Genomic DNA, 24,597 nt, shown 5'->3' with positions numbered 1-24,597 from the left:
GTAATTGGAGTGCCTCATGGCCAAGAAGATTACCGCTTACATCAAGCTGCAAGTGAAGGCCGCTCAGGCTAACCCAAGCCCACCTGTTGGTCCTGCACTGGGTCAGCACGGCGTGAACATCATGGAATTCTGCAAGGCCTTTAATGCCCGTACTCAGGGTATTGAGCCAGGTCTGCCGACTCCAGTGATCATCACTGTCTACAGCGACCGTAGTTTCACTTTCGAAACAAAATCCACCCCTGCTTCGGTGCTGCTGAAGAAGGCGGCCGGTCTGACTAGCGGTTCCGCTCGTCCGAACACCGTTAAGGTCGGCACTGTGACCCGTGCTCAGCTGGAAGAAATCGCGAAAACCAAAAACGCGGATCTGACTGCAGCTGATATGGATGCAGCCGTGCGCACTATCGCCGGTTCTGCTCGTAGCATGGGCCTTAACGTGGAGGGTGTGTAATGGCTAAGTTGACCAAACGTCAAAAGGCTATCGCCGGCAAAATCGAAGCAGGCAAGTCCTACAACTTTGTAGACGCTGCTGCTCTGCTGGCCGAGCTGTCGACCGTCAAGTTCAGCGAGTCTTTTGACATCGCTGTGAACCTGGGTGTTGACCCGCGTAAATCCGACCAGGTTGTTCGTAGCGCTACTGTGCTGCCACACGGCACTGGCAAGACTGTTCGCGTTGCCGTGTTCACCCAGGGTCCAGCTGCTGAGGCCGCTCTGGCTGCCGGCGCTGATCGTGTAGGTATGGACGATCTGGCTGCCGAAATGAAAGGCGGCGACCTGAACTATGACGTAGTTATCGCATCCCCGGATGCAATGCGCGTTGTGGGTCAATTGGGTCAGATCCTCGGCCCACGTGGTCTGATGCCTAACCCTAAGGTCGGCACCGTAACTCCGGACGTAGCTACCGCGGTTAAAAACGCCAAAGCTGGTCAGGTTCGTTATCGCACCGACAAAAACGGCATCATCCACACCTCCGTTGGCAAGATCGGCTTCGACGCCGTCAAGCTAAAGGAAAACGTTGAAGCCCTGATCGCTGATCTGAAGCGTATCAAGCCAGCTTCCTCGAAAGGCATTTACGTCAAGCGCGTTACCCTGAGCACCACCATGGGCCCAGGTCTGGTCATCGACCAAGGCTCGCTCGACGCGTAAGACACAGGCTGGCGCGAGTGATCGCGCCAGTTGAAAGATTGGGGTCCCTGCCTGGCGGGGGCTATCCAAGACCGTAGGCGACGTAAGTCTTAAACCTCAAGCCTACGCAGATGGTGCTCCCGGTTCCTTACCGAATCAGACACCAAAACGACATCCGGCTCCGGTTGGATGAAACGGTAACAAGCAGGAGTTAAACCCGTGGCAATTAAACTCGAAGACAAGAAGGCCATCGTCGCTGAAGTCAACGAGGCTGCCAATGTTGCCCTGTCTGCTGTTGTGGCTGATGCCCGCGGCGTGACAGTTGGCGCTATGACCGGACTCCGTAAAGAGGCTCGTGAAGCTGGCGTTTACGTACGTGTTGTACGTAACACACTGCTGAAGCGCGCCGTTGCTGGCACTCAATATGACGTGCTCAACGACGTGTTCACTGGCCCGACCTTGATTGCATTTTCGAAAGAACATCCGGGCGCTGCTGCTCGTATCTTCAAAGAATTCGCAAAAGGTCAGGATAAGTTCGAGATCAAGGCAGCTGCGTTCGAGGGCAAGTTCCTCGCAGCTAATCAGATCGACGTACTGGCAAGTCTGCCGACCCGTGACGAAGCAATTTCTCAGCTGATGAGCGTGATTCAAGGCGCAACCAGCAAGTTGGCTCGTACTCTGGCGGCCCTTCGCGACCAGAAAGAAGCAGCTGCAGCCTAAGGCCAAGCGACTCCTTTCAGCGTTTATTGTTTATTTCGATGGCCGCGTAGGCTGTCACCCCAATACAGGAATTTATAGTCATGTCTCTGACTAACGACCAAATCATCGAAGCAATCGGCGAAAAATCCGTTCTGGAAATCGTTGAGCTGATCAAGGCCATGGAAGAGAAGTTCGGCGTTTCCGCTGCCGCTGCTTCCGCTGGTCCAGCTGCTGTTGCTGCCGTTGTTGAAGAACAAACTGAATTCAACGTCATGCTGACCGAAGCTGGCGAGAAGAAAGTTAACGTGATCAAGGCAGTACGTGAACTGACCGGTCTGGGTCTGAAAGAAGCCAAGGCTGTAGTTGACGGCGCTCCTGGCATCGTTCTGGAAGCTGTATCGAAAGACGCAGCTGACAAAGCCAAAGCCACTCTGGAAGAAGCAGGCGCTAAAGTCGAGCTGAAGTAAGCATCGACTTTGCACCTCCAGCCCAAGCGTTAAGCGAAAGGCTGATGGCTGGTGGCTCTTGCCACCGGCCTTTTTCCGTTATTGGCAGCCGACTGGGTCGGTGCTGGTAGCGAGCTGTAACCACCCGATGCGGTGGTGCAAACCATGGGGTTTGCAAGATTTTCTGGCTGCTCCCGTCGGGAGGGGCCAAACAAGCAGGTGACCAAGCTGGGGAACGCTGATGGCTTACTCATATACTGAGAAAAAACGTATCCGCAAGGACTTTAGCAAGTTGCCGGACGTCATGGATGTGCCGTATCTCTTGGCAATCCAGCTGGATTCGTATCGTGAATTCTTGCAGGCGGGAGCGACTAAAGATCAGTTCCGCGACGTGGGCCTGCATGCGGCCTTCAAATCCGTTTTCCCGATCATCAGCTACTCCGGCAATGCTGCGCTGGAGTACGTCGGTTATCGCCTGGGCGAACCGGCATTTGATGTCAAAGAATGCGTGTTGCGCGGTGTAACTTACGCCGTACCTTTGCGGGTAAAAGTGCGCCTGATCATTTTCGACAAAGAATCGTCGAACAAAGCGATCAAGGACATCAAAGAGCAAGAAGTCTACATGGGTGAAATCCCCCTGATGACTGAAAACGGTACGTTCGTAATCAACGGTACCGAGCGTGTAATCGTTTCCCAGCTGCACCGTTCCCCGGGCGTGTTCTTTGACCATGACCGTGGCAAGACGCACAGCTCCGGTAAACTGCTGTACTCCGCGCGCATCATTCCTTACCGCGGTTCGTGGCTGGACTTCGAGTTCGACCCGAAAGACTGCGTGTTCGTTCGTATTGACCGTCGTCGCAAGCTGCCTGCATCGGTACTGCTGCGAGCGCTGGGCTATACCACCGAAGAAGTGCTGGACGCGTTCTACACCACCAACGTCTTCCACGTGCAAGGTGAAAACCTCAGCCTGGAACTGGTGCCTCAGCGCCTGCGTGGTGAAATCGCTGTCCTGGATATCCTGGACGACAAAGGCAAGGTTATTGTCGAGCAGGGTCGTCGTATTACCGCTCGCCACATTAACCAGCTGGAAAAAGCCGGGATCAAAGAGCTTCAAGTGCCTCTGGACTACGTCCTGGGTCGCACTACAGCCAAGGTCATCGTGCATCCGGCAACCGGCGAAATCCTGGCAGAGTGCAACACCGAGCTGAACACCGAGATCCTGGCGAAAATCGCCAAGGCCCAGGTTGTTCGTATCGAAACTCTGTACACCAACGATATCGACTGCGGTCCGTTCGTCTCCGACACCCTGAAGATCGACTCCACCAGCAACCAATTGGAAGCGCTGGTCGAGATCTATCGCATGATGCGTCCAGGCGAGCCGCCAACCAAAGACGCTGCCGAAACTCTGTTCAACAACCTGTTCTTCAGCCCAGAGCGCTATGACCTGTCTGCGGTCGGCCGGATGAAGTTCAACCGTCGTATCGGTCGTACCGAGATCGAAGGTTCGGGCGTGTTGTGCAAAGAAGACATCGTCGCGGTATTGAAGACTCTGGTCGACATCCGTAACGGTAAAGGCATCGTCGATGACATCGACCACCTGGGTAACCGTCGTGTTCGCTGTGTAGGCGAAATGGCCGAGAACCAGTTCCGCGTTGGCCTGGTACGTGTTGAGCGTGCGGTCAAAGAGCGTCTGTCGATGGCAGAAAGCGAAGGCCTGATGCCGCAAGACCTGATCAACGCCAAGCCAGTGGCTGCGGCGGTGAAAGAGTTCTTCGGTTCCAGCCAGCTGTCCCAGTTCATGGACCAGAACAACCCGCTGTCCGAGATCACCCACAAGCGTCGTGTGTCTGCACTCGGCCCGGGCGGTTTGACTCGTGAGCGCGCAGGCTTTGAAGTTCGTGACGTACACCCGACTCACTACGGTCGTGTCTGCCCGATTGAAACGCCGGAAGGTCCGAACATCGGTCTGATCAACTCCCTGGCCGCCTATGCGCGCACCAACCAGTACGGTTTCCTCGAGAGCCCGTACCGCGTGGTGAAAAACGCTCTGGTCACCGACGAGATCGTGTTCCTGTCCGCCATCGAAGAGGCCGATCATGTGATCGCTCAGGCTTCGGCCACGATGAACGACAAGAAAGTCCTGATCGACGAGTTGGTCGCTGTTCGTCACTTGAACGAGTTCACCGTCAAGGCACCGGAAGACGTTACCTTGATGGACGTATCGCCGAAGCAGGTAGTTTCGGTTGCAGCGTCGCTGATCCCGTTCCTCGAGCACGATGACGCCAACCGTGCGTTGATGGGTTCGAACATGCAGCGTCAAGCTGTACCGACCCTGCGCGCTGACAAGCCGCTGGTTGGTACCGGCATGGAGCGTAACGTAGCCCGTGACTCCGGCGTTTGCGTCGTGGCTCGTCGTGGTGGCGTTATCGATTCCGTCGACGCCAGCCGTATCGTGGTTCGTGTTGCTGATGACGAAGTTGAAACCGGCGAAGCTGGTGTCGACATCTACAACCTGACCAAATACACCCGCTCCAACCAGAACACCTGCATCAACCAGCGTCCGCTGGTGCGTAAAGGTGATCGGGTTCAGCGTAGCGACATCATGGCCGACGGTCCGTCCACCGATATGGGTGAGCTGGCTCTGGGTCAGAACATGCGCATCGCGTTCATGGCATGGAACGGCTTCAACTTCGAAGACTCCATCTGCCTGTCCGAGCGTGTAGTTCAAGAAGATCGCTTTACCACGATCCACATTCAGGAACTGACCTGTGTGGCACGTGACACCAAGCTTGGGCCAGAGGAAATCACTGCAGACATCCCGAACGTGGGTGAAGCTGCACTGAACAAACTGGACGAAGCCGGTATCGTTTATGTAGGTGCCGAAGTAGGCGCAGGCGACATCCTGGTTGGTAAGGTCACTCCGAAAGGCGAGACCCAACTGACTCCGGAAGAGAAGCTGTTGCGTGCCATCTTCGGTGAAAAAGCCAGCGACGTTAAAGATACCTCCCTGCGCGTGCCGACTGGCACCAAGGGAACCGTCATCGACGTACAGGTCTTCACCCGTGACGGCGTTGAGCGTGATGCTCGTGCGCTGTCGATCGAGAAGACTCAACTCGACGAAATCCGCAAGGATTTGAATGAAGAGTTCCGTATCGTTGAAGGCGCCACTTTCGAACGTCTGCGTTCCGCTCTGGTCGGCCACAAAGCCGAAGGCGGCGCCGGTCTGAAGAAAGGTCAGGAAATCACCGACGAAGTTCTCGACGGTCTTGAGCATGGTCAGTGGTTCAAACTGCGCATGGCTGAAGATGCTCTGAACGAGCAGCTCGAGAAGGCGCAGGCCTATATCGTTGATCGCCGCCGTCTGCTGGACGACAAGTTCGAAGACAAGAAGCGCAAACTGCAGCAGGGCGATGACCTGGCTCCAGGCGTGCTGAAAATCGTCAAGGTTTACCTGGCAATCCGTCGTCGCATCCAGCCGGGCGACAAGATGGCCGGTCGTCACGGTAACAAAGGTGTGGTCTCCGTGATCATGCCGGTTGAAGACATGCCGCACGATGCCAATGGCACGCCGGTCGACGTCGTCCTCAACCCGCTGGGCGTACCTTCGCGTATGAACGTTGGTCAGATCCTCGAAACACACCTTGGCCTCGCGGCCAAAGGTCTGGGCGAGAAGATCAACCGGATGATCGAAGAGCAGCGCAAAGTCGCCGAGCTTCGTAAATTCCTCGACGAGATATACAACCAGATCGGCGGTCGTAACGAAGATCTCGACAGCTTCTCCGATCAGGAAATCCTGGATCTGGCGAAGAACCTGCGTGGCGGCGTTCCAATGGCCACTCCAGTGTTCGACGGTGCCAAGGAAAGCGAAATCAAGGCCATGCTGAAACTGGCAGACCTGCCGGAAAGTGGCCAGATGCAGCTGACCGACGGCCGTACTGGCAACAAGTTCGAGCGCCCGGTTACTGTTGGCTACATGTACATGCTGAAGCTGAACCACTTGGTAGACGACAAGATGCACGCTCGTTCTACCGGTTCGTACAGCCTGGTTACCCAGCAGCCGCTGGGTGGTAAGGCACAGTTCGGTGGTCAGCGTTTCGGGGAGATGGAGGTCTGGGCACTGGAAGCATACGGTGCTGCTTACACTCTGCAAGAAATGCTCACAGTGAAGTCGGACGATGTGAACGGCCGTACCAAGATGTACAAAAACATCGTGGATGGCGATCACCGTATGGAGCCGGGCATGCCCGAGTCTTTCAACGTGTTGATCAAGGAAATTCGTTCCCTCGGCATCGATATCGATCTGGAAACCGAATAACACGTGACGCGAATCGAGAGCGGGGCAGGATTGCCCGCTCTCTGCTCCGCCAGGAGGAAAGGCCTTGAAAGACCTACTGAATTTGCTGAAAAACCAGGGTCAAGTCGAAGAGTTCGACGCCATCCGTATCGGGTTGGCATCGCCTGAGATGATCCGTTCGTGGTCGTTCGGTGAAGTTAAAAAGCCGGAAACCATCAACTACCGTACGTTCAAACCTGAGCGTGACGGCCTGTTCTGCGCCAAGATCTTTGGCCCGGTAAAGGATTACGAGTGCCTGTGCGGTAAGTACAAGCGCTTGAAGCATCGCGGCGTGATTTGCGAGAAGTGCGGCGTTGAAGTTGCACTGGCCAAGGTTCGTCGTGAGCGCATGGCGCACATCGAACTGGCTTCGCCGGTTGCCCACATCTGGTTCCTGAAATCGCTGCCGTCGCGTATCGGTTTGCTGATGGACATGACCCTGCGTGATATCGAACGCGTTCTCTACTTCGAGAGCTATGTCGTTATCGATCCAGGCATGACCACCCTTGAAAAAGGTCAGCTGCTGAACGATGAGCAGTACTTCGAAGCGCTGGAAGAGTTCGGCGACGATTTCGATGCCCGCATGGGTGCCGAAGCTGTCCGTGAACTGCTGCACGCTATCGATCTGGAACACGAGATTGGCCGTCTGCGTGAAGAAATTCCGCAAACCAACTCCGAAACCAAAATCAAGAAGCTGTCCAAGCGTCTGAAGTTGATGGAAGCCTTCCAGGGTTCCGGCAACCTTCCAGAATGGATGGTGCTGACCGTTCTGCCGGTTCTGCCGCCAGATCTGCGTCCACTGGTCCCGCTGGATGGCGGTCGCTTTGCGACTTCCGACCTCAACGATCTGTATCGTCGAGTGATCAACCGTAACAACCGCTTGAAGCGTCTGCTTGATCTGTCCGCTCCGGACATCATCGTGCGCAACGAAAAGCGCATGTTGCAGGAAGCTGTCGATGCACTGCTCGACAACGGTCGTCGTGGCCGCGCTATCACCGGTTCCAACAAGCGTCCTCTGAAATCCCTGGCTGACATGATCAAGGGTAAGCAAGGTCGCTTCCGTCAGAACTTGCTCGGTAAGCGTGTTGACTACTCCGGTCGTTCGGTTATCACCGTAGGTCCGACCCTGCGTCTGCACCAGTGCGGTCTGCCGAAGAAAATGGCGCTCGAGCTGTTCAAACCGTTCATTTTCGGCAAGCTCGAAATGCGTGGTCTCGCGACCACCATCAAAGCAGCCAAGAAGATGGTCGAGCGCGAGCTGCCGGAAGTCTGGGACGTTCTCGCTGAAGTCATTCGCGAACACCCGGTTCTCCTCAACCGTGCACCGACCCTTCACCGTCTGGGTATCCAGGCGTTTGAACCCGTACTGATCGAAGGCAAGGCTATCCAGCTGCACCCTCTGGTTTGTGCTGCGTACAACGCCGACTTCGACGGCGACCAAATGGCCGTGCACGTACCGCTGACACTGGAAGCCCAGTTGGAAGCGCGTGCGTTGATGATGTCGACCAACAACATTCTGTCGCCAGCCAACGGTGAGCCAATCATCGTTCCTTCGCAGGACGTTGTATTGGGTCTGTACTACATGACTCGTGAAGCGATCAACGCCAAGGGCGAAGGTCGTGTATTTGCGGATCTGCAGGAAGTTGACCGTGTGTTCCGTGCCGGCGAAGCCGCACTGCACGCCAAGGTCAAAGTCCGTATCCACGAAACCGTAAACGATCGTGACGGTGGCAGCGTCAAGAACACCCGTATCGTCGACACAACCGTCGGTCGTGCGCTGTTGTTCCAGGTTGTTCCGCCTGGCCTGTCGTACGACGTCGTCAACCAGCCGATGAAGAAAAAGGCGATCTCCAAGCTGATCAACCAGTGCTACCGCGTGGTTGGTTTAAAAGAGACCGTGATCTTCGCTGACCAGTTGATGTACACCGGTTTTGCTTATTCGACTATCTCCGGCGTTTCCATCGGGGTTAACGACTTCGTTATCCCCGATGAAAAAGCCCGCATCATCGGTGCGGCTACCGACGAAGTGAAAGAGATCGAAAGTCAGTACGCCTCCGGCCTGGTAACTCAGGGCGAGAAGTACAACAAAGTGATCGACCTTTGGTCCAAGGCGAACGACGAAGTTTCCAAGGCGATGATGGCCAACCTCTCGAAAGAGAAAGTCATCGACCGTCACGGCGTCGAAGTCGACCAGGAGTCCTTTAACTCGATGTACATGATGGCCGACTCGGGCGCACGGGGTTCTGCTGCGCAGATCCGTCAGCTCGCCGGTATGCGTGGCCTTATGGCCAAGCCGGACGGTTCCATCATCGAAACGCCGATTACTGCGAATTTCCGTGAAGGTTTGAGCGTACTTCAGTACTTCATCTCTACGCACGGTGCTCGTAAAGGTTTGGCGGATACCGCATTGAAAACTGCGAACTCCGGTTACCTGACTCGTCGTCTGGTGGACGTGGCGCAGGATCTGGTCGTGACCGAGATCGATTGCGGCACCGAACATGGCCTGGTGATGACTCCGCACATTGAAGGCGGTGATGTTGTTGAGCCATTGGGTGAGCGCGTACTGGGTCGCGTTATTGCTCGCGACGTGTTCAAGCCGGGTACCGAAGAAGTTATCGTTCCAGGCGGTACGCTGGTAGACGAGAAGTGGGTCGAGTTCATCGAGCTGAACAGCATCGACGAAGTGATCGTGCGTTCGCCGATCAGCTGCGAAACCCGCTATGGCATCTGCGCCAAGTGCTATGGCCGCGATCTGGCTCGTGGTCACCAGGTGAACATCGGTGAAGCGGTCGGCGTTATCGCTGCCCAGTCCATCGGTGAGCCGGGTACCCAGCTGACCATGCGTACGTTCCACATCGGTGGTGCGGCAAGCCGGACCTCCGCTGCGGACAGTGTCCAGGTGAAGAATGGCGGTACCGTTCGTCTGCACAATTTGAAGCACGTGGAGCGAGTGGATGGCTGCCTGGTGGCTGTATCCCGTTCCGGTGAGCTGGCAATCGCTGATGACTTCGGTCGTGAGCGCGAGCGTTACAAGCTGCCGTACGGTGCTGTAATTTCGGTTAAAGAAGGTGACAAGGTCGACGCTGGCGCTATCGTGGCCAAGTGGGATCCGCACACTCACCCAATCGTTACCGAAATGAAAGGTACCGTGACCTACGTGGGCATGGAAGAAGGCATCACGATCAAGCGTCAGACTGACGAATTGACCGGTATGACCAACATTGAAGTACTCGACGCCAAAGACCGTCCAGCTGCCGGTAAAGATATCCGTCCTGCTGTGAAAATGGTCGATGACAACGGCAAGGATCTCTTGCTGCCGGGAACCGACGTAATTGCTCAGTACTTCCTGCCTGCCAACGCCCTTGTCGGTGTAGCGGATGGTGCGAAAATCGCCATCGGTGATGTTATCGCTCGTATTCCGCAAGAGACTTCGAAGACCCGTGACATCACCGGTGGTCTGCCGCGTGTTGCCGACTTGTTTGAAGCCCGTCGTCCGAAGGAAGCTTCGATTCTGGCTGAAGTCAGCGGCACCATCGCGTTCGGTAAAGAGACCAAAGGCAAGCGCCGTCTGGTCATTACCCCGAACGACGGTAGCGATCCGTACGAAGAGCTGATTCCGAAGTGGCGTCACCTGAACGTCTTCGAAGGCGAGCAGGTAAACCGCGGCGAAGTTATCTCCGACGGCCCGAGCGATCCACACGACATCCTGCGTCTGCTGGGTGTGAGTGCGCTGGCCAAGTACATCGTGAACGAGATCCAGGACGTTTACCGTCTGCAAGGCGTGAAGATCAATGACAAGCACATCGAGACCATCCTGCGTCAGATGCTGCGTAAAGTTGAAATCGCTGAATCCGGCGATTCCAGTTTCATCAAGGGCGACCAGATGGAATTGACTCACGTTCTGGTAGAGAACGAGCGTCTGGCTGGCGACGAGAAATTCGTTTCCAAGTTCACTCGCGTACTGTTGGGTATCACCAAAGCGTCGTTGTCCACCGAATCGTTCATCTCGGCTGCTTCCTTTCAGGAAACCACTCGTGTACTGACCGAAGCGGCGGTAACCGGCAAACGCGATTACCTGCGCGGCCTGAAAGAAAACGTGGTCGTGGGTCGTCTGATCCCGGCCGGTACCGGTTTGGCTTATCACAGCGAGCGTAAGCGTCGTCGTGAAGCGGACAAACCGCTGCGCGTAAGCGCCAGTGAAGTGGAAGCTGCACTGACCGAAGCGCTGAACTCAAGCGGTAACTGAGTTCTGCGATAAATGAGTGTGAGGCCCTGGTCGCTCCGTTCATCGAATCGAGACAAACTGTCGAGATTGGATGAGAGGCGAGATCGGGGCCTTGCCTTGACTGGGGGCAAGATCCTCTTTAGACTCTTGTACCCCTAAATTTGGCGGGAATTCGTTCCTGCCATTTTGCTTTTCTTGCAAGACAATAGCGTCGCAAGACAACAGTGGAGCTAGTAGATGGCAACTATCAACCAGCTGGTACGTCAGCCGCGTAAGCGTATCGTCGAGAAATCCGACGTGCCTGCGCTGCAGAACTGCCCGCAACGTCGTGGCGTATGCACCCGTGTGTATACCACCACGCCGAAAAAACCTAACTCGGCACTGCGTAAAGTATGCCGTGTGCGTCTGACCAACGGTTTCGAGGTTTCCTCGTACATCGGCGGTGAAGGCCACAACCTGCAAGAGCACAGCGTGGTACTGATCCGCGGCGGTCGTGTAAAAGACTTGCCAGGCGTTCGTTATCACACCGTTCGCGGTTCTTTGGATACTTCCGGCGTTAAAGGGCGTAACCAGGGTCGTTCGAAGTACGGTACCAAGAAGCCTAAGTAGTAGCGGCTTTTTGTAAAAACTGAATCATCTATTTTTCTGAGTCGATAAGAGTAAGGTCGGAGGCGTCCCGAGAGGGCACCGATTCCGAGCGAACCTGAAGACCGTTTGAGGGCTTATCCATGCCAAGAAGACGCGTAGCAGCCAAGCGCGAAGTGCTTGACGATCCAAAATACGGAAGCCAAATTCTGGCCAAGTTCATGAACCACGTGATGGAAAGCGGCAAGAAAGCCGTTGCCGAGCGTATCGTTTATGGCGCGCTGGAAAAGGTTAAAGAACGCAAGAACAGCGACCCCCTGGAAATCTTCGAGAAAGCTCTCGACGCCATCGCTCCGCTGGTCGAAGTAAAGTCGCGCCGTGTAGGCGGTGCTACTTACCAGGTTCCGGTTGAAGTTCGTCCGTCCCGTCGTAACGCTCTGGCAATGCGCTGGTTGGTAGACTTCGCCCGTAAGCGCGGCGAGAAGTCTATGGCTCTGCGTTTGGCTGGCGAACTGTTGGACGCTGCCGAAGGTAAAGGTGCTGCAGTTAAGAAGCGTGAAGACGTGCACCGTATGGCTGAAGCTAACAAAGCTTTCTCGCACTACCGCTTCTAATTTTAGCGTCACTAATTTTGCGAGGGCTTTATGGCTCGTACAACACCGATTAATCGCTACCGTAACATTGGTATCGTTGCTCACGTGGATGCTGGTAAAACGACCACCACCGAGCGCGTCCTTTTTTACACTGGCAAAAGTCACAAAATGGGCGAGGTGCATGACGGCGCCGCGACCACAGACTGGATGGTTCAGGAGCAGGAGCGTGGTATTACCATTACTTCTGCTGCCATTACCGCCTTCTGGCAGGGTTCCGAGAAGCAGCACAAGGACCAATACCGCTTTAACGTCATCGACACCCCGGGTCACGTGGACTTCACTATTGAAGTTGAGCGTTCCCTGCGTGTTCTCGACGGCGCGGTCGTTGTGTTCTGCGGCACCTCGGGTGTCGAGCCTCAGTCGGAAACCGTATGGCGTCAAGCCAACAAATACGGCGTTCCACGTCTTGTTTACGTAAACAAGATGGACCGTGCTGGTGCGAACTTCCTGCGCGTGATCGGTCAGATCAAGCAGCGTCTGGGTCACACTCCAGTGCCAATCCAGTTGGCTATCGGTTCCGAAGACAACTTCCAGGGTCAGATCGATCTGATGGCCATGGAAGCTGTGTACTGGAACGACTCCGACAAAGGCATGGTTCCAGTTCGCAAGCCTATTCCTGCTGAACTGCAGGAACTGGCTGACGAATGGCGCGGCAACATGGTTGAGGCTGCGGCCGAAGCCAGCGAAGAGCTGATGAACAAGTACCTCGAAGGTGAAGAACTCACCAACGCGGAAATCAAGGCCGCTCTGCGTCAGCGTACTATCGCTGGCGAAATCGTCTTGGCTGTTTGCGGTTCTTCGTTCAAGAACAAGGGCGTTCCCCTGGTTCTCGACGCCGTTATCGATTACCTGCCTGCTCCAACCGACATTCCTGCCATCAAGGGTACTGACCCGGATGACGAGGAAAAGCAGATGGAGCGTCATGCAGATGACAGCGAGCCGTTCTCGGCTCTGGCTTTCAAAATCGCTACCGATCCATTCGTGGGTACTTTGACCTTCGTTCGAGTTTACTCGGGCGTGTTGGCCTCCGGCGACGGCGTGATCAACTCGGTTAAAGGCAAGAAAGAGCGCGTGGGTCGTATGGTGCAGATGCACGCAAACGCCCGTGAAGAAATCAAGGAAGTACGCGCTGGTGACATCGCGGCCTTGATCGGCATGAAGGACGTCACCACCGGCGAAACCTTGTGCAGCGCTGACAAGCCAATCATCCTGGTTCGCATGGACTTCCCGGAGCCGGTTATTTCGGTTGCCGTTGAGCCTAAGACCAAGGATGACCAGGAAAAAATGGGTATCGCTCTGGGCAAACTTGCTCAGGAAGATCCATCTTTCCGCGTCAAGACTGATGAAGAGACTGGTCAAACGATCATCTCCGGCATGGGCGAGCTGCACCTGGATATCCTGGTTGACCGGATGCGCCGTGAGTTCAACGTTGAAGCCAACATCGGTAAGCCTCAAGTTTCCTATCGTGAGCGCATCACGAAGAACTGTGAAATCGAAGGCAAGTTCGTTCGTCAGTCCGGCGGTCGTGGTCAGTTTGGCCACTGCTGGATCCGTTTTGCCCCTGCTGACGAAGGTCAGGAAGGTCTGCAATTCGTGAACGAAGTAGTGGGTGGTGTGGTTCCTAAGGAATACATCCCGGCTATCCAGAAGGGTATCGAAGAGCAGATGAAGAACGGCGTTGTTGCCGGCTATCCGCTGATCGGCCTGAAGGCTACTGTGTTTGATGGTTCCTACCACGACGTCGACTCCAACGAGATGGCGTTTAAGGTGGCTGCATCCATGGCGACCAAGCAACTGGCCCAGAAGGGCGGTGGTGAGCTGCTTGAGCCGATCATGGCGGTAGAGGTTGTTACACCTGAAGACTATATGGGTGACGTGATGGGCGACCTTAACCGTCGTCGCGGCATGATCCTGGGTATGGAAGATACGGTTTCCGGCAAAGTGATTCGTGCCGAGGTTCCGTTGGGTGAGATGTTCGGTTACGCAACCGACGTTCGCTCCATGTCCCAAGGTCGCGCAAGCTACTCTATGGAATTCAAAAAATACAATACGGCTCCGTCGCACATCGTCGAAACCGTTACCAAAAAACAAGGCTGATTCAGCCCTTTAGGCTAGGAGTTAATTGTCGTGGCTAAAGAAAAATTTGATCGTTCCCTTCCGCACGTCAACGTTGGCACCATCGGTCACGTCGACCACGGTAAAACCACGCTGACCGCTGCTCTGACTCGCGTCTGCTCCGAAGTATTCGGTTCGGCCGTTGTTGCTTTCGACAAGATCGACAGCGCTCCGGAAGAGAAGGCTCGTGGTATCACCATCAACACCGCTCACGTCGAGTACAACTCGCTGATCCGTCACTACGCTCACGTTGACTGCCCAGGTCACGCTGACTATGTGAAGAACATGATCACCGGTGCTGCTCAAATGGACGGCGCTATTCTGGTTTGCTCGGCCGCTGATGGTCCGATGCCACAAACCCGTGAGCACATCCTGCTGTCCCGTCAGGTTGGCGTTCCGTACATCGTTGTCTTCCTGAACAAGGCTGACATGGTAGACGACGCTGAGCTGCTGGAACTGGTTGAGATGGAAGTGCGCGATCTGCTGAGCACTTACGACTTCCCGGGCGACGACACTCCGATCATCATCGGTTCGGCTCTGATGGCTCTGAACGGCCAAGACGACAACGAAATGGGCACCACTGCCGTTCGTAAACTGGTTGAGACTCTGGACAGCTACATTCCAGATCCAGTCCGTGTTATCGACAAGCCGTTCCTGATGCCAATCGAAGACGTATTCTCGATCTCCGGTCGCGGTACTGTTGTAACCGGTCGTATCGAGCGCGGTATCGTCAAGGTTCAGGATCCACTGGAAATCGTTGGTCTGCGTGACACTACCGTCACCACCTGCACCGGTGTTGAAATGTTCCGTAAGCTGCTCGACGAAGGTCGTGCTGGCGAGAACTGCGGCGTGCTGCTGCGCGGCACCAAGCGTGACGACGTTGAGCGTGGCCAGGTTCTGGTCAAGCCAGGTTCGGTCAAGCCGCACACTACCTTCGAAGCTGAAGTGTACGTGTTGAGCAAAGAAGAAGGCGGTCGTCACACTCCGTTCTTCAAAGGCTACCGTCCACAGTTCTACTTCCGGACCACTGACGTGACCGGTAACTGCGAACTGCCGGAAGGCGTTGAAATGGTAATGCCAGGCGACAACATCAAAATGGTTGTCACCCTGATCAAAACCATCGCAATGGAAGACGGTCTGCGTTTCGCTATTCGTGAAGGCGGTCGTACCGTCGGCGCTGGCGTCGTAGCCAAAATCATCGCTTAATAAGTGATGGTTTGAAAAAGCCCCCGCTTAGCGGGGGCTTTTTTATTGGGTTTGTCCCGTCCTGAATAAGGTTTACACCTTCTGACCTTTCTTCAGGAGGATTCAATGGATACGGGAAAAAGGCGCAGCCAGCGTGACTACACGCTAGCTTTTAAATTGTCGGTCGTAGACCAAGTCGAAAAAGGCGAGTTGAGTTATAAAGAGGCTCAACGGCGCTTTGGCATTCAGGGCCGGTCCACGGTACTGGTTTGGTTGCGCAAGCATGGCCGGCAGGACTGGAGCCAAGGCGCCTCAATCCGAGCGCTGCGGAGCAGGCCGATGACCGACCCCAACCTCCCGCTGACACCCGAGCAGCGGATCAAAGAACTTGAAGAACAGTTGGCGCTGAGCAATCAGAAGGCCCAATTTTTTGAAGCTGTCGTGAACGTCTTAAAAAATGATTACGGTGTGTCCATCGTAAAAAAGCGACCCGGCAAGTCCTCTCGCAAGGGCAAATCCAAGACCTGAGCATTACCAGGGCTTGCCTGTTTATGGGCATTTCGCGCCAAGCCTATTACAAACGTAACCGAGCCTTTGATGCGAAAGCTCACCAAGACCAGCAAGTGGTGGACTTTGTTCTGGAAAAGCGGCGTCGCCAGCCGAGGTTAGGCACGCGCAAGCTGCATTATCTGATGAGTACTGAGGCGGGAGAGCAGGTATTTGTTGGTCGAGACCGTCTTTTTTCCATCTTGCGCGAAGCGCGAGAGCTGGTTCCTCGAAAGCGCGCTTATCATAAAACTACGCATAGCCATCATCGGTTCCGTCGCCATCCCAACCTGCTCAAAGCAGGCCCGGAACAAGTTATCGCCAGCAGGCCCGAGCAGGTTTGGGTTGCCGATATTACCTATCTGCCCACGCGGGAAAGTGTTGTTTACGTCAGCCTGATAACAGACGCGTACTCACGCAAGATCGTGGGTCATCATGTGCATGACAGCCTGCACACAGAGTCGGTGGTCAAAGCGTTGCAGAGAGCTGTTAGCCAGCGAAAATCCATGCAGCCGCTCATCCATCACTCGGATCGCGGAGCCCAATACTGTTCCGACCTGTACCAGCAAATGCACGCGAAGCATGGGATCAAGTGCTCAATGACGGACGGCTACGATTGCTATCAGAACGCGATGGCAGAGCGGATAAACGGAATACTGAAAACTGAGTTTTTGCTGCACCGCCCCAAAGATTTGGCGGATGCAGTAAAAATGGTGGATGAGTCGGTGCTGATCTACAACGGGGAGCGGCCGCACTTATCCCTGAAATACAAAACGCCCGATGCGGTGCACCGGGCGTTTTGAGACTGAAATAGGTGTAAACCTATTTCAGGACTAGACAGTTGACACCTATATGGGGCGTCTATAGAATTGCGCCTCCTTTTAACGGGCGTATTGCGCTCGGTGGGAATAGCAGCCGGAGTCTGAAATCCAATGCAAAATCAGCAAATCCGTATCAGGTTGAAGGCTTTTGACCATCGCCTGATCGACCAATCCACCCAGGAAATCGTGGAAACCGCGAAACGTACTGGTGCTCAAGTGCGTGGTCCAATTCCACTGCCTACCCGTAAAGAGCGGTTCACCGTTCTGGTCTCCCCGCACGTCAACAAAGACGCGCGTGACCAGTACGAGATCCGTACTCATAAGCGCGTTCTGGACATCGTCCAGCCAACGGATAAAACCGTTGATGCTCTTATGAAGCTTGATCTTGCGGCCGGTGTGGAAGTACAGATCAGCCTCGGCTAAGACTCGGTCTTAGTCGTGTAACGCTCTGAAATGGGCGGCCATAGCGGGTGAAAGCCCCGTACACTCATGAGGTTTACAACATGACTATTGGTGTAGTCGGTCGTAAATGCGGTATGACCCGTATTTTCACCGAAGAAGGTGTCTCCATTCCGGTCACGGTCATTGAGATCGAGCCGAATCGCGTCACCCAGTTCAAAACTGAAGAGACCGATGGCTATCGTGCAGTGCAAGTCACTGTAGGCGAGCGTCGTGCTTCGCGTGTTACAGCTGCTCAGGCTGGCCACTTCGCGAAAGCGAACGTTGCCGCTGGTCGTACCGTAATGGAATTCCGTCTTGAAGAAGGCGAGTACCAGGCCGGCGATCTGATCAACGCTGAAATCTTCGCCGCTGGTCAACTGGTTGATGTAACCGGTCAGTCCAAGGGTAAAGGCTTCCAGGGTACGATCAAGCGTTGGAACTTCCGCGGGCAAGATAATACCCACGGTAACTCCGTGTCCCACCGCGTTCCAGGCTCTATCGGCCAGTGCCAGACTCCTGGTCGTGTATTCAAGGGCAAAAAAATGTCCGGTCATATGGGCGCTGAGCGCGTGACCGTGCAATCTCTTGAAGTAGTGCGCGTGGACGCTGAACGCAATCTGTTGTTGGTCAAGGGCGCTGTTCCTGGCGCTACTGGCGGCAACTTGGTTGTACGTCCAGCAGCCAAGGCTCGCGGTTAAGGGGAAGCTGACATGCAATTAAATGTAAATGACGCTCAAGCGATCGAAGTTTCCGAACTGACATTTGGCGGCGAATTCAACGAGACGCTGGTTCACCAAGCAGTCGTGGCCTACATGGCCGGCGGCCGTCAAGGTAGCAAGCAGCAAAAGACCCGTTCCGACGTTCGTGGTGGCGGTAAGCGCCCATGGCGTCAGAAAGGTACTGGCCGTGCTCGTGCCGGTACTATCCGTAGCCCAATCTGGCGTGGCGGCGGTACCACTTTCGCAGCTCGTCCTCAGGATCACACCCAGAAGCTGAACAAGAAGATGTACCGCGCAGCAATGCGTTCCATCCTTGCTGAGCTGGTGCGTACCGATCGTCTGGTTGTGGTTCAGGACTTCGCTGTTGATGCACCGAAGACCAAAGATCTGCTGAACAAACTGACTGGCATGGGCTTGACTGACGTCTTGATCGTGTCTGAAGTAGTTGATCAGAACCTGTACCTGGCTGCTCGCAACCTGCCACACGTTGATGTACGTGACGTGCAAGGTTCCGATCCAGTTAGTCTGATCGCATACGACAAGGTGTTGATCACCGTGTCGGCCGTGAAGAAATTCGAGGAGCTGCTGGGATGAACCAGGAACGCGTATTTAAAGTTCTGCTCGGCCCGCACGTTTCCGAAAAGGCTACGGTTCTGGCTGACAAAAAAGGTCAGTTCGTTTTCAAGGTTGCAACTGACGCAACCAAGCTGGAAATCAAGAAGGCCGTCGAAAGCCTGTTCAGCGTGAAAGTAGAGCGTGTTACTACCCTGAATGTTCTGGGTAAGAGCAAGCGCACTGCTCGCGGTCTGGGCAAGCGTAATGACTGGAAGAAGGCAGTTATCTCCCTTCAGCCAGGCCAAGATCTCGATTTCAGCAGCAGTGCTGAGTAAGGAAGGGGTGCATCATGGCAATCGTTAAATGCAAACCGACTTCCCCTGGCCGCCGTCATGTGGTCAAGGTGGTCAACCAGGAGCTGCATAAAGGCGCTCCTCACGCACCGCTGCTCGAGAAGAAATCGAAGTCTGGTGGTCGTAACAACAATGGTCGTATTACCACTCGTCACATCGGTGGTGGCCATAAGCAGCATTATCGTCTGGTCGATTTCCGTCGCAACGACAAAGATGGCATTCCAGCCACTGTTGAGCGTATCGAATACGATCCAAACCGTACTGCTCACATTGCTCTTATGTTGTACGCAGACGGCGAACGCCGTTACATCATCGCCCCTAAAGGCGTGAACGCTGGCGATCAGCTGATTTCGGGTGCTTTGGCTCCGATCAAGCCGGGCAACCAGTTGCAGCTGCGCAGCATTCCAGTTGGTAGTACCGTACACGGCATCGAATTGAAGCCAGGTAAAGGCGCGCAAATCGCTCGTTCCGCTGGTGCTTCGGCTCAGCTGATCGCTCGTGAAGGTGTCTACGTGACCCTGCGTCTGCGTTCTGGTGAGATGCGTAAAGTGCTGGCTGAATGCCGCGCGACCCTGGGTGAAGTCTCGAACTCCGAGCACAGCCTGCGTTCGCTGGGTAAAGCTGGTGCCAAACGCTGGCGTGGCGTTCGCCCAACCGTTCGTGGTGTTGCCATGAACCCGGTTGACCACCCACATGGTGGTGGTGAAGGTCGTACCTCTGGTGGTCGTCATCCGGTATCGCCATGGGGCTTCCCGACTAAGGGCGCGAAGACTCGTGGTAATAAGCGTACCGACAAAATGATCGTCCGTCGTCGCAAGTAAATAGAGGGATACGACAGTGCCACGTTCTCTGAAAAAAGGTCCTTTTATTGATCTTCACCTACTGAAGAAGATCGAAGTGGCGGCGGAAAAGAACGATCGCAAACCAGTTAAAACCTGGTCGCGTCGTTCGATGATCCTGCCACAGATGGTCGGTCTGACCATTGCAGTGCATAACGGTCGTCAACATGTCCCGGTTCTCGTGAACGAAGACATGGTCGGCCACAAACTAGGCGAGTTTGCCGGTACCCGCACATATCGTGGGCACGTGGCAGACAAGAAAGCCAAGCGTTAAGGGGTAAGGAACGATGGAAGTAGCCGCTAAGTTGTCGGGCGCTCGAATCTCCGCCCAGAAAGCCCGCTTGGTCGCCGACCAGATCCGCGGGAAGAAGGTGGGCGAAGCGCTCAACCTGTTGGCTTTCAGCAGTAAGAAAGCCGCCGAGATCATGAAGAAAGTGCTGGAGTCGGCCGTAGCCAACGCCGAGCATAACGAAGGCGCAGACGTTGATGACCTTAAAGTCAGCACCGTTTTCGTCAACGAAGGGCGTTCGCTGAAGCGAATCATGCCACGTGCCAAAGGCCGTGCTGATCGCATCGTCAAGCGGTCTTGCCATATCACTGTCAAGGTTGCTGACAAGTAACGGAGTCGAAGAGATGGGTCAGAAAGTACATCCCATTGGCATTCGCCTGGGAATCGTCAAGGAGCACACCTCCGTCTGGTACGCAGACGGTCGGACTTATGCGGACTATTTGTTCGCTGATCTGAAGGTGCGTGAGTATCTCCAAGACAAACTAAAAAGCGCGTCCGTAAGCCGTATCGATATCCATCGTCCGGCTCAAACAGCACGTATCACCATCCACACCGCTCGTCCGGGTATCGTTATCGGGAAGAAAGGTGAAGATGTTGAGAAACTGCGTCAGGACCTGACCAAACAAATGGGTGTGCCTGTGCACATCAATATCGAAGAAATCCGCAAGCCGGAACTCGACGGTATGTTGGTTGCGCAGAGCGTAGCTCAGCAGCTGGAGCGTCGCGTAATGTTCCGTCGCGCTATGAAGCGCGCTGTACAGAACGCTATGCGCATTGGTGCCAAAGGCATCAAAATCCAAGTGAGCGGTCGTCTCGGCGGTGCTGAAATCGCACGTACTGAATGGTATCGCGAAGGTCGTGTGCCTCTGCACACCCTGCGTGCCGACATCGACTATGCCAACTACGAAGCTCACACCACTTATGGTGTGATCGGTGTAAAGGTTTGGATCTTCAAAGGCGAAGTAATTGGTGGTCGCCAAGAAGAGCTGAAACCGCAAGCACCAGCGCCTCGTAAAAAAGCTGCTAAGTAAGGGGTACGCCAAATGTTGCAACCAAAGCGTACGAAGTTCCGCAAGCAAATGACTGGTCACAACCGTGGCCTGGCATTGCGCGGTAGCAAAGTCAGCTTCGGCGAGTTCGCGCTGAAGTCTGTTGCTCGTGGTCGTCTCACCGCTCGTCAGATCGAGTCAGCGCGTCGTGCTCTGACCCGTCACGTAAAACGTGGCGGCAAGATCTGGATCCGTGTATTCCCGGACAAGCCTGTCACCAAAAAGCCACTCGAAGTTCGGATGGGTAAAGGTAAAGGTAGCGTGGAATACTGGGTTGCCCAGATTCAGCCAGGCAAAGTCCTGTATGAAATCGAGGGTGTTACTGAAGAGCTGGCGCGTGAGGCTTTTGCCCTGGCTGCTGCAAAGCTGCCGCTCGCCACCGCCTTTGTTAAACGGACGGTGATGTGATGAAAGCGAATGAACTTCGTGAAAAAGACGCGCCGCAGCTTAACGAGCAACTGCTCGGCCTGCTGCGCGACCAGTTCAATCTGCGTATGCAGAAAGCAACTGGCCAGTTGGGGCAGTCTCACCTGCTCCGGCAAGTTAAGCGTGACATCGCTCGCGTGAAGACTGTGCTCAAACAGCAGGCAGGTAAGTAATCATGGCTGAAGCCGAAAAAACCGTCCGTACGCTGACTGGCCGTGTTGTCAGCGACAAAATGGACAAGACCATCACCGTTCTGATCGAGCGTCGCGTTAAGCACCCGATCTACGGTAAATACGTTAAGCGTTCGACTAAGCTGCACGCGCACGACGAAACCAATCAGTGCCACATCGGCGACAAAGTCACTATTCGTGAAACTCGTCCTTTGGCCAAGACCAAGTCTTGGGCGCTGGTTGATGTTCTCGAACGCGCTGTGGAAGTCTAAGGACTAGGGGTCGGAGAAATTATATGATTCAGACTCAATCCATGCTCGATGTGGCCGATAACAGCGGCGCACGCCGCGTTATGTGCATCAAGGTGCTGGGTGGCTCCCATCGTCGTTACGCTGGTATCGGTGACATCATCAAAGTTACCGTCAAGGAAGCAATTCCTCGCGGTAAGGTGAAAAAAGGCCAAGTGATGACTGCTGTTGTAGTCCGCACTCGTCACGGCGTACGCCGTGCAGATGGCTCCATTATCCGCTTTGATGGCAACGCTGCTGTTCTTCTGAACAACAAGCAAGAGCCGATCGGCACCCGTATCTTTGGGCCAGTGACCCGTGAACTTCGTACTGAGAAGTTCATGAAGATCGTCTCGCTCGCCCCAGAAGTGCTGTAAGGAGATCCGACATGCAAAAGATTCGTCGTGACGACGAGATCATCGTGATCGCCGGCAAAGACAAAGGTAAGCGCGGTAAGGTGCTTAAGGTTCTCGCTAACAACCGTCTGGTTATTGGCGGTCTGAACCTGGTTAAGCGTCATACCAAGCCTAACCCGATGTCGGGCGTACAAGGCGGTATCGTCGAAAAAGAAGCTCCACTGGACGCTTCTAACGTCGCCATTTTCAACGGCGAAACCAACAAAGCTGATCGCGTTGGTTTCAAAGTAGAAGACGGCAAGAAAATTCGTGTCTTCAAGTCGACCCAAAAAGCGGTTGATGCTTGAACACTGCTAGGTAGAAGACCATGGCACGACTAAAAGAGATTTACTGGAAGGAAATCGCACCGAAGCTTAAGGAAGAACTTAAGCTTTCGAACGTGATGGAAGTTCCACGCGTTACCAAAATCACCCTGAACATGGGTTTAGGCGAAGCGGTCGGTGACAAAAAAGTCATCGAGCACGCAGTTGCCGACCTGGAAAAGATCACCGGTCAGAAAGTCATCGTGACTTACGCTCGGAAATCCATCGCTGGCTTTAAAGTCCGTGAAGGTTGGCCGATCGGCGTCAAAGTGACCCTGCGCCGTGAGCGTATGTATGAATTCCTGGATCGTCTGCTGTCGATCTCCCTGCCTCGGGTTCGCGACTTCCGCGGCCTGAATGCCAAGTCCTTCGATGGTCGTGGTAACTACAGCATGGGCGTTAAAGAGCAGATCATTTTCCCGGAAATCGACTACGACAAGATCGATGCTCTCCGCGGTCTGGACATTACCCTGACCACCACTGCCAAGAACGATGATGAAGGTCGCGCCCTGTTGCGTGCTTTCAAATTCCCGTTCCGCAACTGATTGGAGTAGGAAAATGGCCAAGACGAGCATGAAAAACCGTGAGCTGAAGCGTCAGCTCACTGTTGCCAAGTACGCCAAAAAGCGTGCAGCACTGAAAGCGATCATCGTAGATCTGAACGCAAGTCCAGAAGCGCGTTGGGAAGCAACAGTTGCTCTGCAAAAGCAGCCACGTGACGCAAGCGCTTCGCGCATGCGTAACCGCTGCCGCTTGACCGGTCGTCCGCACGGCGTTTATCGCAAGTTCGGCCTCGGCCGTAACATGCTGCGTCAAGCAGCAATGCGTGGCGACGTACCGGGTCTGGTTAAAGCCAGCTGGTAAGCAGCATCTCAAAGTCGCGGCGGAAGGGTTCGCAAGATCCTGACCGCCGGTGACCTTGAACTTGAATCAAGCCCCTTTTGGGGCTTGATTCATTTGTGGGGTGTGTCTAGAATACCCGGCTCGCCTGAGCCCGTGCTTTTTTCGCATGGATGTACTCGGCGACACGTAGTAGCCGTAAGGCTAATTTTTTTGTATTAGGAGCGTCTAGCCCATGAGTATGCAGGACCCGTTAGCGGACATGCTAACTCGTATCCGTAATGCCCAGATGGCTGAAAAGTCCGTCGTAAGCATGCCATCTTCTACTTTGAAGGTAGCTGTTGCCAAAGTCCTGAAGGACGAAGGTTACATTGCGGGTTATCAGATCAGCAGCGAAATCAAACCACTGCTGTCCATCGAGCTGAAGTACTTCGAAGGCCGTCCGGTCATCGAGGAAGTGAAGCGCGTTAGCCGTCCAGGCCTGCGTCAGTACAAGTCCGTCGATGATCTGCCAAAAGTTCGTGGCGGTCTCGGTGTGTCTATCGTCTCCACCAACAAAGGTGTGATGACGGATCGTGCTGCGCGCGCTGCCGGTGTCGGCGGCGAAGTTCTTTGCACTGTGTTCTAAGGGGGGATAAGCATGTCACGCGTCGCTAAGAACCCCGTTAAGCTGCCAGCCGGTGTCGAAGTCAAATTCGCAGGCCAACAGCTTTCGGTGAAGGGTGCCAAGGGCACTCTCGAACTGAACATCCATTCGTCCGTTGAGATTGTTGAAGAAGCTGGTGAGTTGCGTTTCGCTGCTCGCAATGGCGATCAACAAACTCGCGCAATGGCTGGTACCACTCGTGCGTTGGTAAACAACATGGTCCAAGGCGTAAGCCAAGGCTTCGAGCGCAAGCTCCAGCTGGTCGGTGTTGGTTACAAAGCGCAAGCAAAAGGCACAGTGCTGAACCTGGCTCTTGGCTTCTCGCATCCAGTGGATTATGAACTGCCGGAAGGCATCACCGCTGAGACTCCTAGCCAGACCGATATCCTGATCAAGGGCATCGACAAGCAGCTGGTAGGTCAAGTGGCCGCCGAGATCCGCGACTTCCGTCCACCAGAGCCATACAAAGGCAAAGGTGTGCGCTACGCGGACGAAGTCGTCCGTCGTAAAGAAGCCAAGAAGAAGTAGGGCATAG

At 54.8% G+C, this 24,597-nt stretch carries 28 protein-coding genes; all 28 read left to right on the top strand.

Translation table 11 applies throughout. The features are described from left to right. Positions 1–16: 16 nt before the first annotated feature. The gene (rplK, locus tag ACYZT1_RS22530; protein ID WP_003210097.1) at positions 17–448 is read left to right on the top strand and encodes a 50S ribosomal protein L11; all 432 of its coding nucleotides are present in this window, start codon (positions 17–19) and stop codon (positions 446–448) included. Then, complete coding sequence (gene rplA, locus ACYZT1_RS22525) at positions 448–1,143, top strand: 50S ribosomal protein L1 (protein WP_003444394.1); 696 nt, start codon at positions 448–450, stop codon at positions 1,141–1,143. The genes rplK and rplA overlap by 1 nt, the downstream gene beginning before the upstream one ends. 198 nt (positions 1,144–1,341) lie before the next feature. Next, a complete protein-coding gene (gene rplJ, locus ACYZT1_RS22520; RefSeq protein WP_007896629.1) occupies positions 1,342–1,842 on the top strand; it encodes a 50S ribosomal protein L10 in 501 nt (166 codons plus the stop codon). A gap of 80 nt (positions 1,843–1,922) precedes the next feature. Then, positions 1,923–2,288, top strand: coding sequence for a 50S ribosomal protein L7/L12 (gene rplL, locus ACYZT1_RS22515; RefSeq protein WP_007896630.1), 366 nt, complete (start codon positions 1,923–1,925; stop codon positions 2,286–2,288). Positions 2,289–2,508: 220 nt separating this feature from the next. Then, complete coding sequence (rpoB, locus tag ACYZT1_RS22510) at positions 2,509–6,582, top strand: DNA-directed RNA polymerase subunit beta (protein WP_462016757.1); 4,074 nt, start codon at positions 2,509–2,511, stop codon at positions 6,580–6,582. Positions 6,583–6,646: 64 nt separating this feature from the next. After that, the gene (gene rpoC / locus ACYZT1_RS22505) at positions 6,647–10,846 is read left to right on the top strand and encodes a DNA-directed RNA polymerase subunit beta' (protein WP_462016756.1); all 4,200 of its coding nucleotides are present in this window, start codon (positions 6,647–6,649) and stop codon (positions 10,844–10,846) included. 216 nt (positions 10,847–11,062) lie between these two features. Beyond that, a complete protein-coding gene (rpsL, locus tag ACYZT1_RS22500) occupies positions 11,063–11,434 on the top strand; it encodes a 30S ribosomal protein S12 (protein ID WP_002555494.1) in 372 nt (123 codons plus the stop codon). 119 nt (positions 11,435–11,553) lie between these two features. Continuing rightward, on the top strand, positions 11,554–12,024 hold the full coding sequence (rpsG, locus tag ACYZT1_RS22495) for a 30S ribosomal protein S7 (RefSeq protein WP_002555493.1): 471 nt from the start codon (positions 11,554–11,556) through the stop codon (positions 12,022–12,024). 30 nt (positions 12,025–12,054) lie between these two features. Further along, entirely contained in the window at positions 12,055–14,160 is a 2,106-nt protein-coding gene (gene fusA, locus ACYZT1_RS22490; protein ID WP_150582440.1) for an elongation factor G, read from the top strand. A gap of 30 nt (positions 14,161–14,190) precedes the next feature. Next, positions 14,191–15,384: an elongation factor Tu gene (tuf, locus tag ACYZT1_RS22485; protein WP_150582439.1), complete on the top strand. Its 1,194-nt coding sequence runs from the start codon at positions 14,191–14,193 to the stop codon at positions 15,382–15,384. A gap of 105 nt (positions 15,385–15,489) precedes the next feature. Then, positions 15,490–16,712, top strand: a protein-coding gene (locus tag ACYZT1_RS22480; RefSeq protein WP_462016259.1) for an IS3 family transposase whose coding sequence is annotated in 2 segments (ribosomal slippage) — positions 15,490–15,841 and positions 15,841–16,712 — 1,224 coding nt in all. Because the reading frame shifts where the segments join, the coding sequence is not laid out codon by codon here. A gap of 129 nt (positions 16,713–16,841) precedes the next feature. Further along, positions 16,842–17,153: a 30S ribosomal protein S10 gene (gene rpsJ, locus ACYZT1_RS22475; protein ID WP_003186070.1), complete on the top strand. Its 312-nt coding sequence runs from the start codon at positions 16,842–16,844 to the stop codon at positions 17,151–17,153. A gap of 80 nt (positions 17,154–17,233) precedes the next feature. Beyond that, a complete protein-coding gene (gene rplC, locus ACYZT1_RS22470; protein WP_003186059.1) occupies positions 17,234–17,869 on the top strand; it encodes a 50S ribosomal protein L3 in 636 nt (211 codons plus the stop codon). A gap of 12 nt (positions 17,870–17,881) precedes the next feature. Beyond that, entirely contained in the window at positions 17,882–18,484 is a 603-nt protein-coding gene (gene rplD, locus ACYZT1_RS22465) for a 50S ribosomal protein L4 (RefSeq protein WP_007896707.1), read from the top strand. Beyond that, the gene (gene rplW, locus ACYZT1_RS22460) at positions 18,481–18,780 is read left to right on the top strand and encodes a 50S ribosomal protein L23 (RefSeq protein ID WP_002555488.1); all 300 of its coding nucleotides are present in this window, start codon (positions 18,481–18,483) and stop codon (positions 18,778–18,780) included. Before rplD ends, rplW begins: the two co-directional genes overlap by 4 nt. A gap of 14 nt (positions 18,781–18,794) precedes the next feature. After that, positions 18,795–19,619 carry a 50S ribosomal protein L2 gene (gene rplB, locus ACYZT1_RS22455; RefSeq protein WP_008030897.1) on the top strand — a complete coding sequence of 275 codons (825 nt, stop codon included), beginning with the start codon at positions 18,795–18,797 and terminating at the stop codon, positions 19,617–19,619. A 16-nt stretch (positions 19,620–19,635) separates the two neighbouring features. Further along, positions 19,636–19,911 carry a 30S ribosomal protein S19 gene (gene rpsS / locus ACYZT1_RS22450; protein ID WP_002555486.1) on the top strand — a complete coding sequence of 92 codons (276 nt, stop codon included), beginning with the start codon at positions 19,636–19,638 and terminating at the stop codon, positions 19,909–19,911. 13 nt (positions 19,912–19,924) lie between these two features. Then, the gene (rplV, locus tag ACYZT1_RS22445) at positions 19,925–20,257 is read left to right on the top strand and encodes a 50S ribosomal protein L22 (RefSeq protein ID WP_003103908.1); all 333 of its coding nucleotides are present in this window, start codon (positions 19,925–19,927) and stop codon (positions 20,255–20,257) included. A 13-nt stretch (positions 20,258–20,270) separates the two neighbouring features. After that, entirely contained in the window at positions 20,271–20,957 is a 687-nt protein-coding gene (rpsC, locus tag ACYZT1_RS22440; RefSeq protein ID WP_003176422.1) for a 30S ribosomal protein S3, read from the top strand. Positions 20,958–20,969: 12 nt separating this feature from the next. Further along, positions 20,970–21,383, top strand: a complete 414-nt coding sequence (gene rplP, locus ACYZT1_RS22435; protein ID WP_028621544.1) for a 50S ribosomal protein L16 — start codon at positions 20,970–20,972, stop codon at positions 21,381–21,383. Next, on the top strand, positions 21,383–21,574 hold the full coding sequence (gene rpmC, locus ACYZT1_RS22430; RefSeq protein ID WP_008030901.1) for a 50S ribosomal protein L29: 192 nt from the start codon (positions 21,383–21,385) through the stop codon (positions 21,572–21,574). The genes rplP and rpmC overlap by 1 nt, the downstream gene beginning before the upstream one ends. Positions 21,575–21,576: 2 nt before the next feature. Next, positions 21,577–21,843, top strand: coding sequence for a 30S ribosomal protein S17 (rpsQ, locus tag ACYZT1_RS22425; protein WP_003176419.1), 267 nt, complete (start codon positions 21,577–21,579; stop codon positions 21,841–21,843). 23 nt (positions 21,844–21,866) lie between these two features. Continuing rightward, positions 21,867–22,235: a 50S ribosomal protein L14 gene (gene rplN / locus ACYZT1_RS22420; protein WP_002555479.1), complete on the top strand. Its 369-nt coding sequence runs from the start codon at positions 21,867–21,869 to the stop codon at positions 22,233–22,235. Between the two features lie 11 nt (positions 22,236–22,246). Further along, positions 22,247–22,561, top strand: coding sequence for a 50S ribosomal protein L24 (gene rplX / locus ACYZT1_RS22415; RefSeq protein ID WP_003176416.1), 315 nt, complete (start codon positions 22,247–22,249; stop codon positions 22,559–22,561). A 20-nt stretch (positions 22,562–22,581) separates the two neighbouring features. Next, positions 22,582–23,121 carry a 50S ribosomal protein L5 gene (gene rplE / locus ACYZT1_RS22410; protein WP_028621545.1) on the top strand — a complete coding sequence of 180 codons (540 nt, stop codon included), beginning with the start codon at positions 22,582–22,584 and terminating at the stop codon, positions 23,119–23,121. 13 nt (positions 23,122–23,134) lie between these two features. Next, complete coding sequence (gene rpsN / locus ACYZT1_RS22405) at positions 23,135–23,440, top strand: 30S ribosomal protein S14 (protein ID WP_028621546.1); 306 nt, start codon at positions 23,135–23,137, stop codon at positions 23,438–23,440. A gap of 211 nt (positions 23,441–23,651) precedes the next feature. After that, positions 23,652–24,044 carry a 30S ribosomal protein S8 gene (rpsH, locus tag ACYZT1_RS22400; RefSeq protein ID WP_003186040.1) on the top strand — a complete coding sequence of 131 codons (393 nt, stop codon included), beginning with the start codon at positions 23,652–23,654 and terminating at the stop codon, positions 24,042–24,044. Positions 24,045–24,056: 12 nt separating this feature from the next. Further along, positions 24,057–24,590: a 50S ribosomal protein L6 gene (gene rplF, locus ACYZT1_RS22395; protein WP_003176412.1), complete on the top strand. Its 534-nt coding sequence runs from the start codon at positions 24,057–24,059 to the stop codon at positions 24,588–24,590. Positions 24,591–24,597 lie beyond the last annotated feature (7 nt).

The sequence above is a fragment of the Pseudomonas sp. PB3P13 genome (assembly GCF_054897735.1).
The sequence above is the reverse complement of the archived record's forward strand: the minus strand, read 5'-3'. Positions and strand labels throughout refer to the sequence as shown.

Bases quoted from the DNA above. Each gene is read 5' to 3' on its own strand.
- rplK (WP_003210097.1), top strand. From the start codon at position 17: ATGGCCAAGAAGATTACCGCTTACATCAAGCTGCAAGTGAAGGCCGCT.
- rpsH (WP_003186040.1), top strand. From the start codon at position 23,652: ATGAGTATGCAGGACCCGTTAGCGGACATGCTAACTCGTATCCGTAAT.
- rpsL (WP_002555494.1), top strand. From the start codon at position 11,063: ATGGCAACTATCAACCAGCTGGTACGTCAGCCGCGTAAGCGTATCGTC.
- rpsJ (WP_003186070.1), top strand. From the start codon at position 16,842: ATGCAAAATCAGCAAATCCGTATCAGGTTGAAGGCTTTTGACCATCGC.
- rpsC (WP_003176422.1), top strand. From the start codon at position 20,271: ATGGGTCAGAAAGTACATCCCATTGGCATTCGCCTGGGAATCGTCAAG.
- rplP (WP_028621544.1), top strand. From the start codon at position 20,970: ATGTTGCAACCAAAGCGTACGAAGTTCCGCAAGCAAATGACTGGTCAC.
- rplL (WP_007896630.1), top strand. From the start codon at position 1,923: ATGTCTCTGACTAACGACCAAATCATCGAAGCAATCGGCGAAAAATCC.
- rplA (WP_003444394.1), top strand. From the start codon at position 448: ATGGCTAAGTTGACCAAACGTCAAAAGGCTATCGCCGGCAAAATCGAA.
- rpsQ (WP_003176419.1), top strand. From the start codon at position 21,577: ATGGCTGAAGCCGAAAAAACCGTCCGTACGCTGACTGGCCGTGTTGTC.
- rplW (WP_002555488.1), top strand. From the start codon at position 18,481: ATGAACCAGGAACGCGTATTTAAAGTTCTGCTCGGCCCGCACGTTTCC.
- rplC (WP_003186059.1), top strand. From the start codon at position 17,234: ATGACTATTGGTGTAGTCGGTCGTAAATGCGGTATGACCCGTATTTTC.
- rplV (WP_003103908.1), top strand. From the start codon at position 19,925: ATGGAAGTAGCCGCTAAGTTGTCGGGCGCTCGAATCTCCGCCCAGAAA.
- rplB (WP_008030897.1), top strand. From the start codon at position 18,795: ATGGCAATCGTTAAATGCAAACCGACTTCCCCTGGCCGCCGTCATGTG.
- rpoB (WP_462016757.1), top strand. From the start codon at position 2,509: ATGGCTTACTCATATACTGAGAAAAAACGTATCCGCAAGGACTTTAGC.
- rpsG (WP_002555493.1), top strand. From the start codon at position 11,554: ATGCCAAGAAGACGCGTAGCAGCCAAGCGCGAAGTGCTTGACGATCCA.
- rplE (WP_028621545.1), top strand. From the start codon at position 22,582: ATGGCACGACTAAAAGAGATTTACTGGAAGGAAATCGCACCGAAGCTT.
- rplF (WP_003176412.1), top strand. From the start codon at position 24,057: ATGTCACGCGTCGCTAAGAACCCCGTTAAGCTGCCAGCCGGTGTCGAA.
- fusA (WP_150582440.1), top strand. From the start codon at position 12,055: ATGGCTCGTACAACACCGATTAATCGCTACCGTAACATTGGTATCGTT.
- rplX (WP_003176416.1), top strand. From the start codon at position 22,247: ATGCAAAAGATTCGTCGTGACGACGAGATCATCGTGATCGCCGGCAAA.
- rplD (WP_007896707.1), top strand. From the start codon at position 17,882: ATGCAATTAAATGTAAATGACGCTCAAGCGATCGAAGTTTCCGAACTG.
- rpmC (WP_008030901.1), top strand. From the start codon at position 21,383: ATGAAAGCGAATGAACTTCGTGAAAAAGACGCGCCGCAGCTTAACGAG.
- rpsN (WP_028621546.1), top strand. From the start codon at position 23,135: ATGGCCAAGACGAGCATGAAAAACCGTGAGCTGAAGCGTCAGCTCACT.
- rplN (WP_002555479.1), top strand. From the start codon at position 21,867: ATGATTCAGACTCAATCCATGCTCGATGTGGCCGATAACAGCGGCGCA.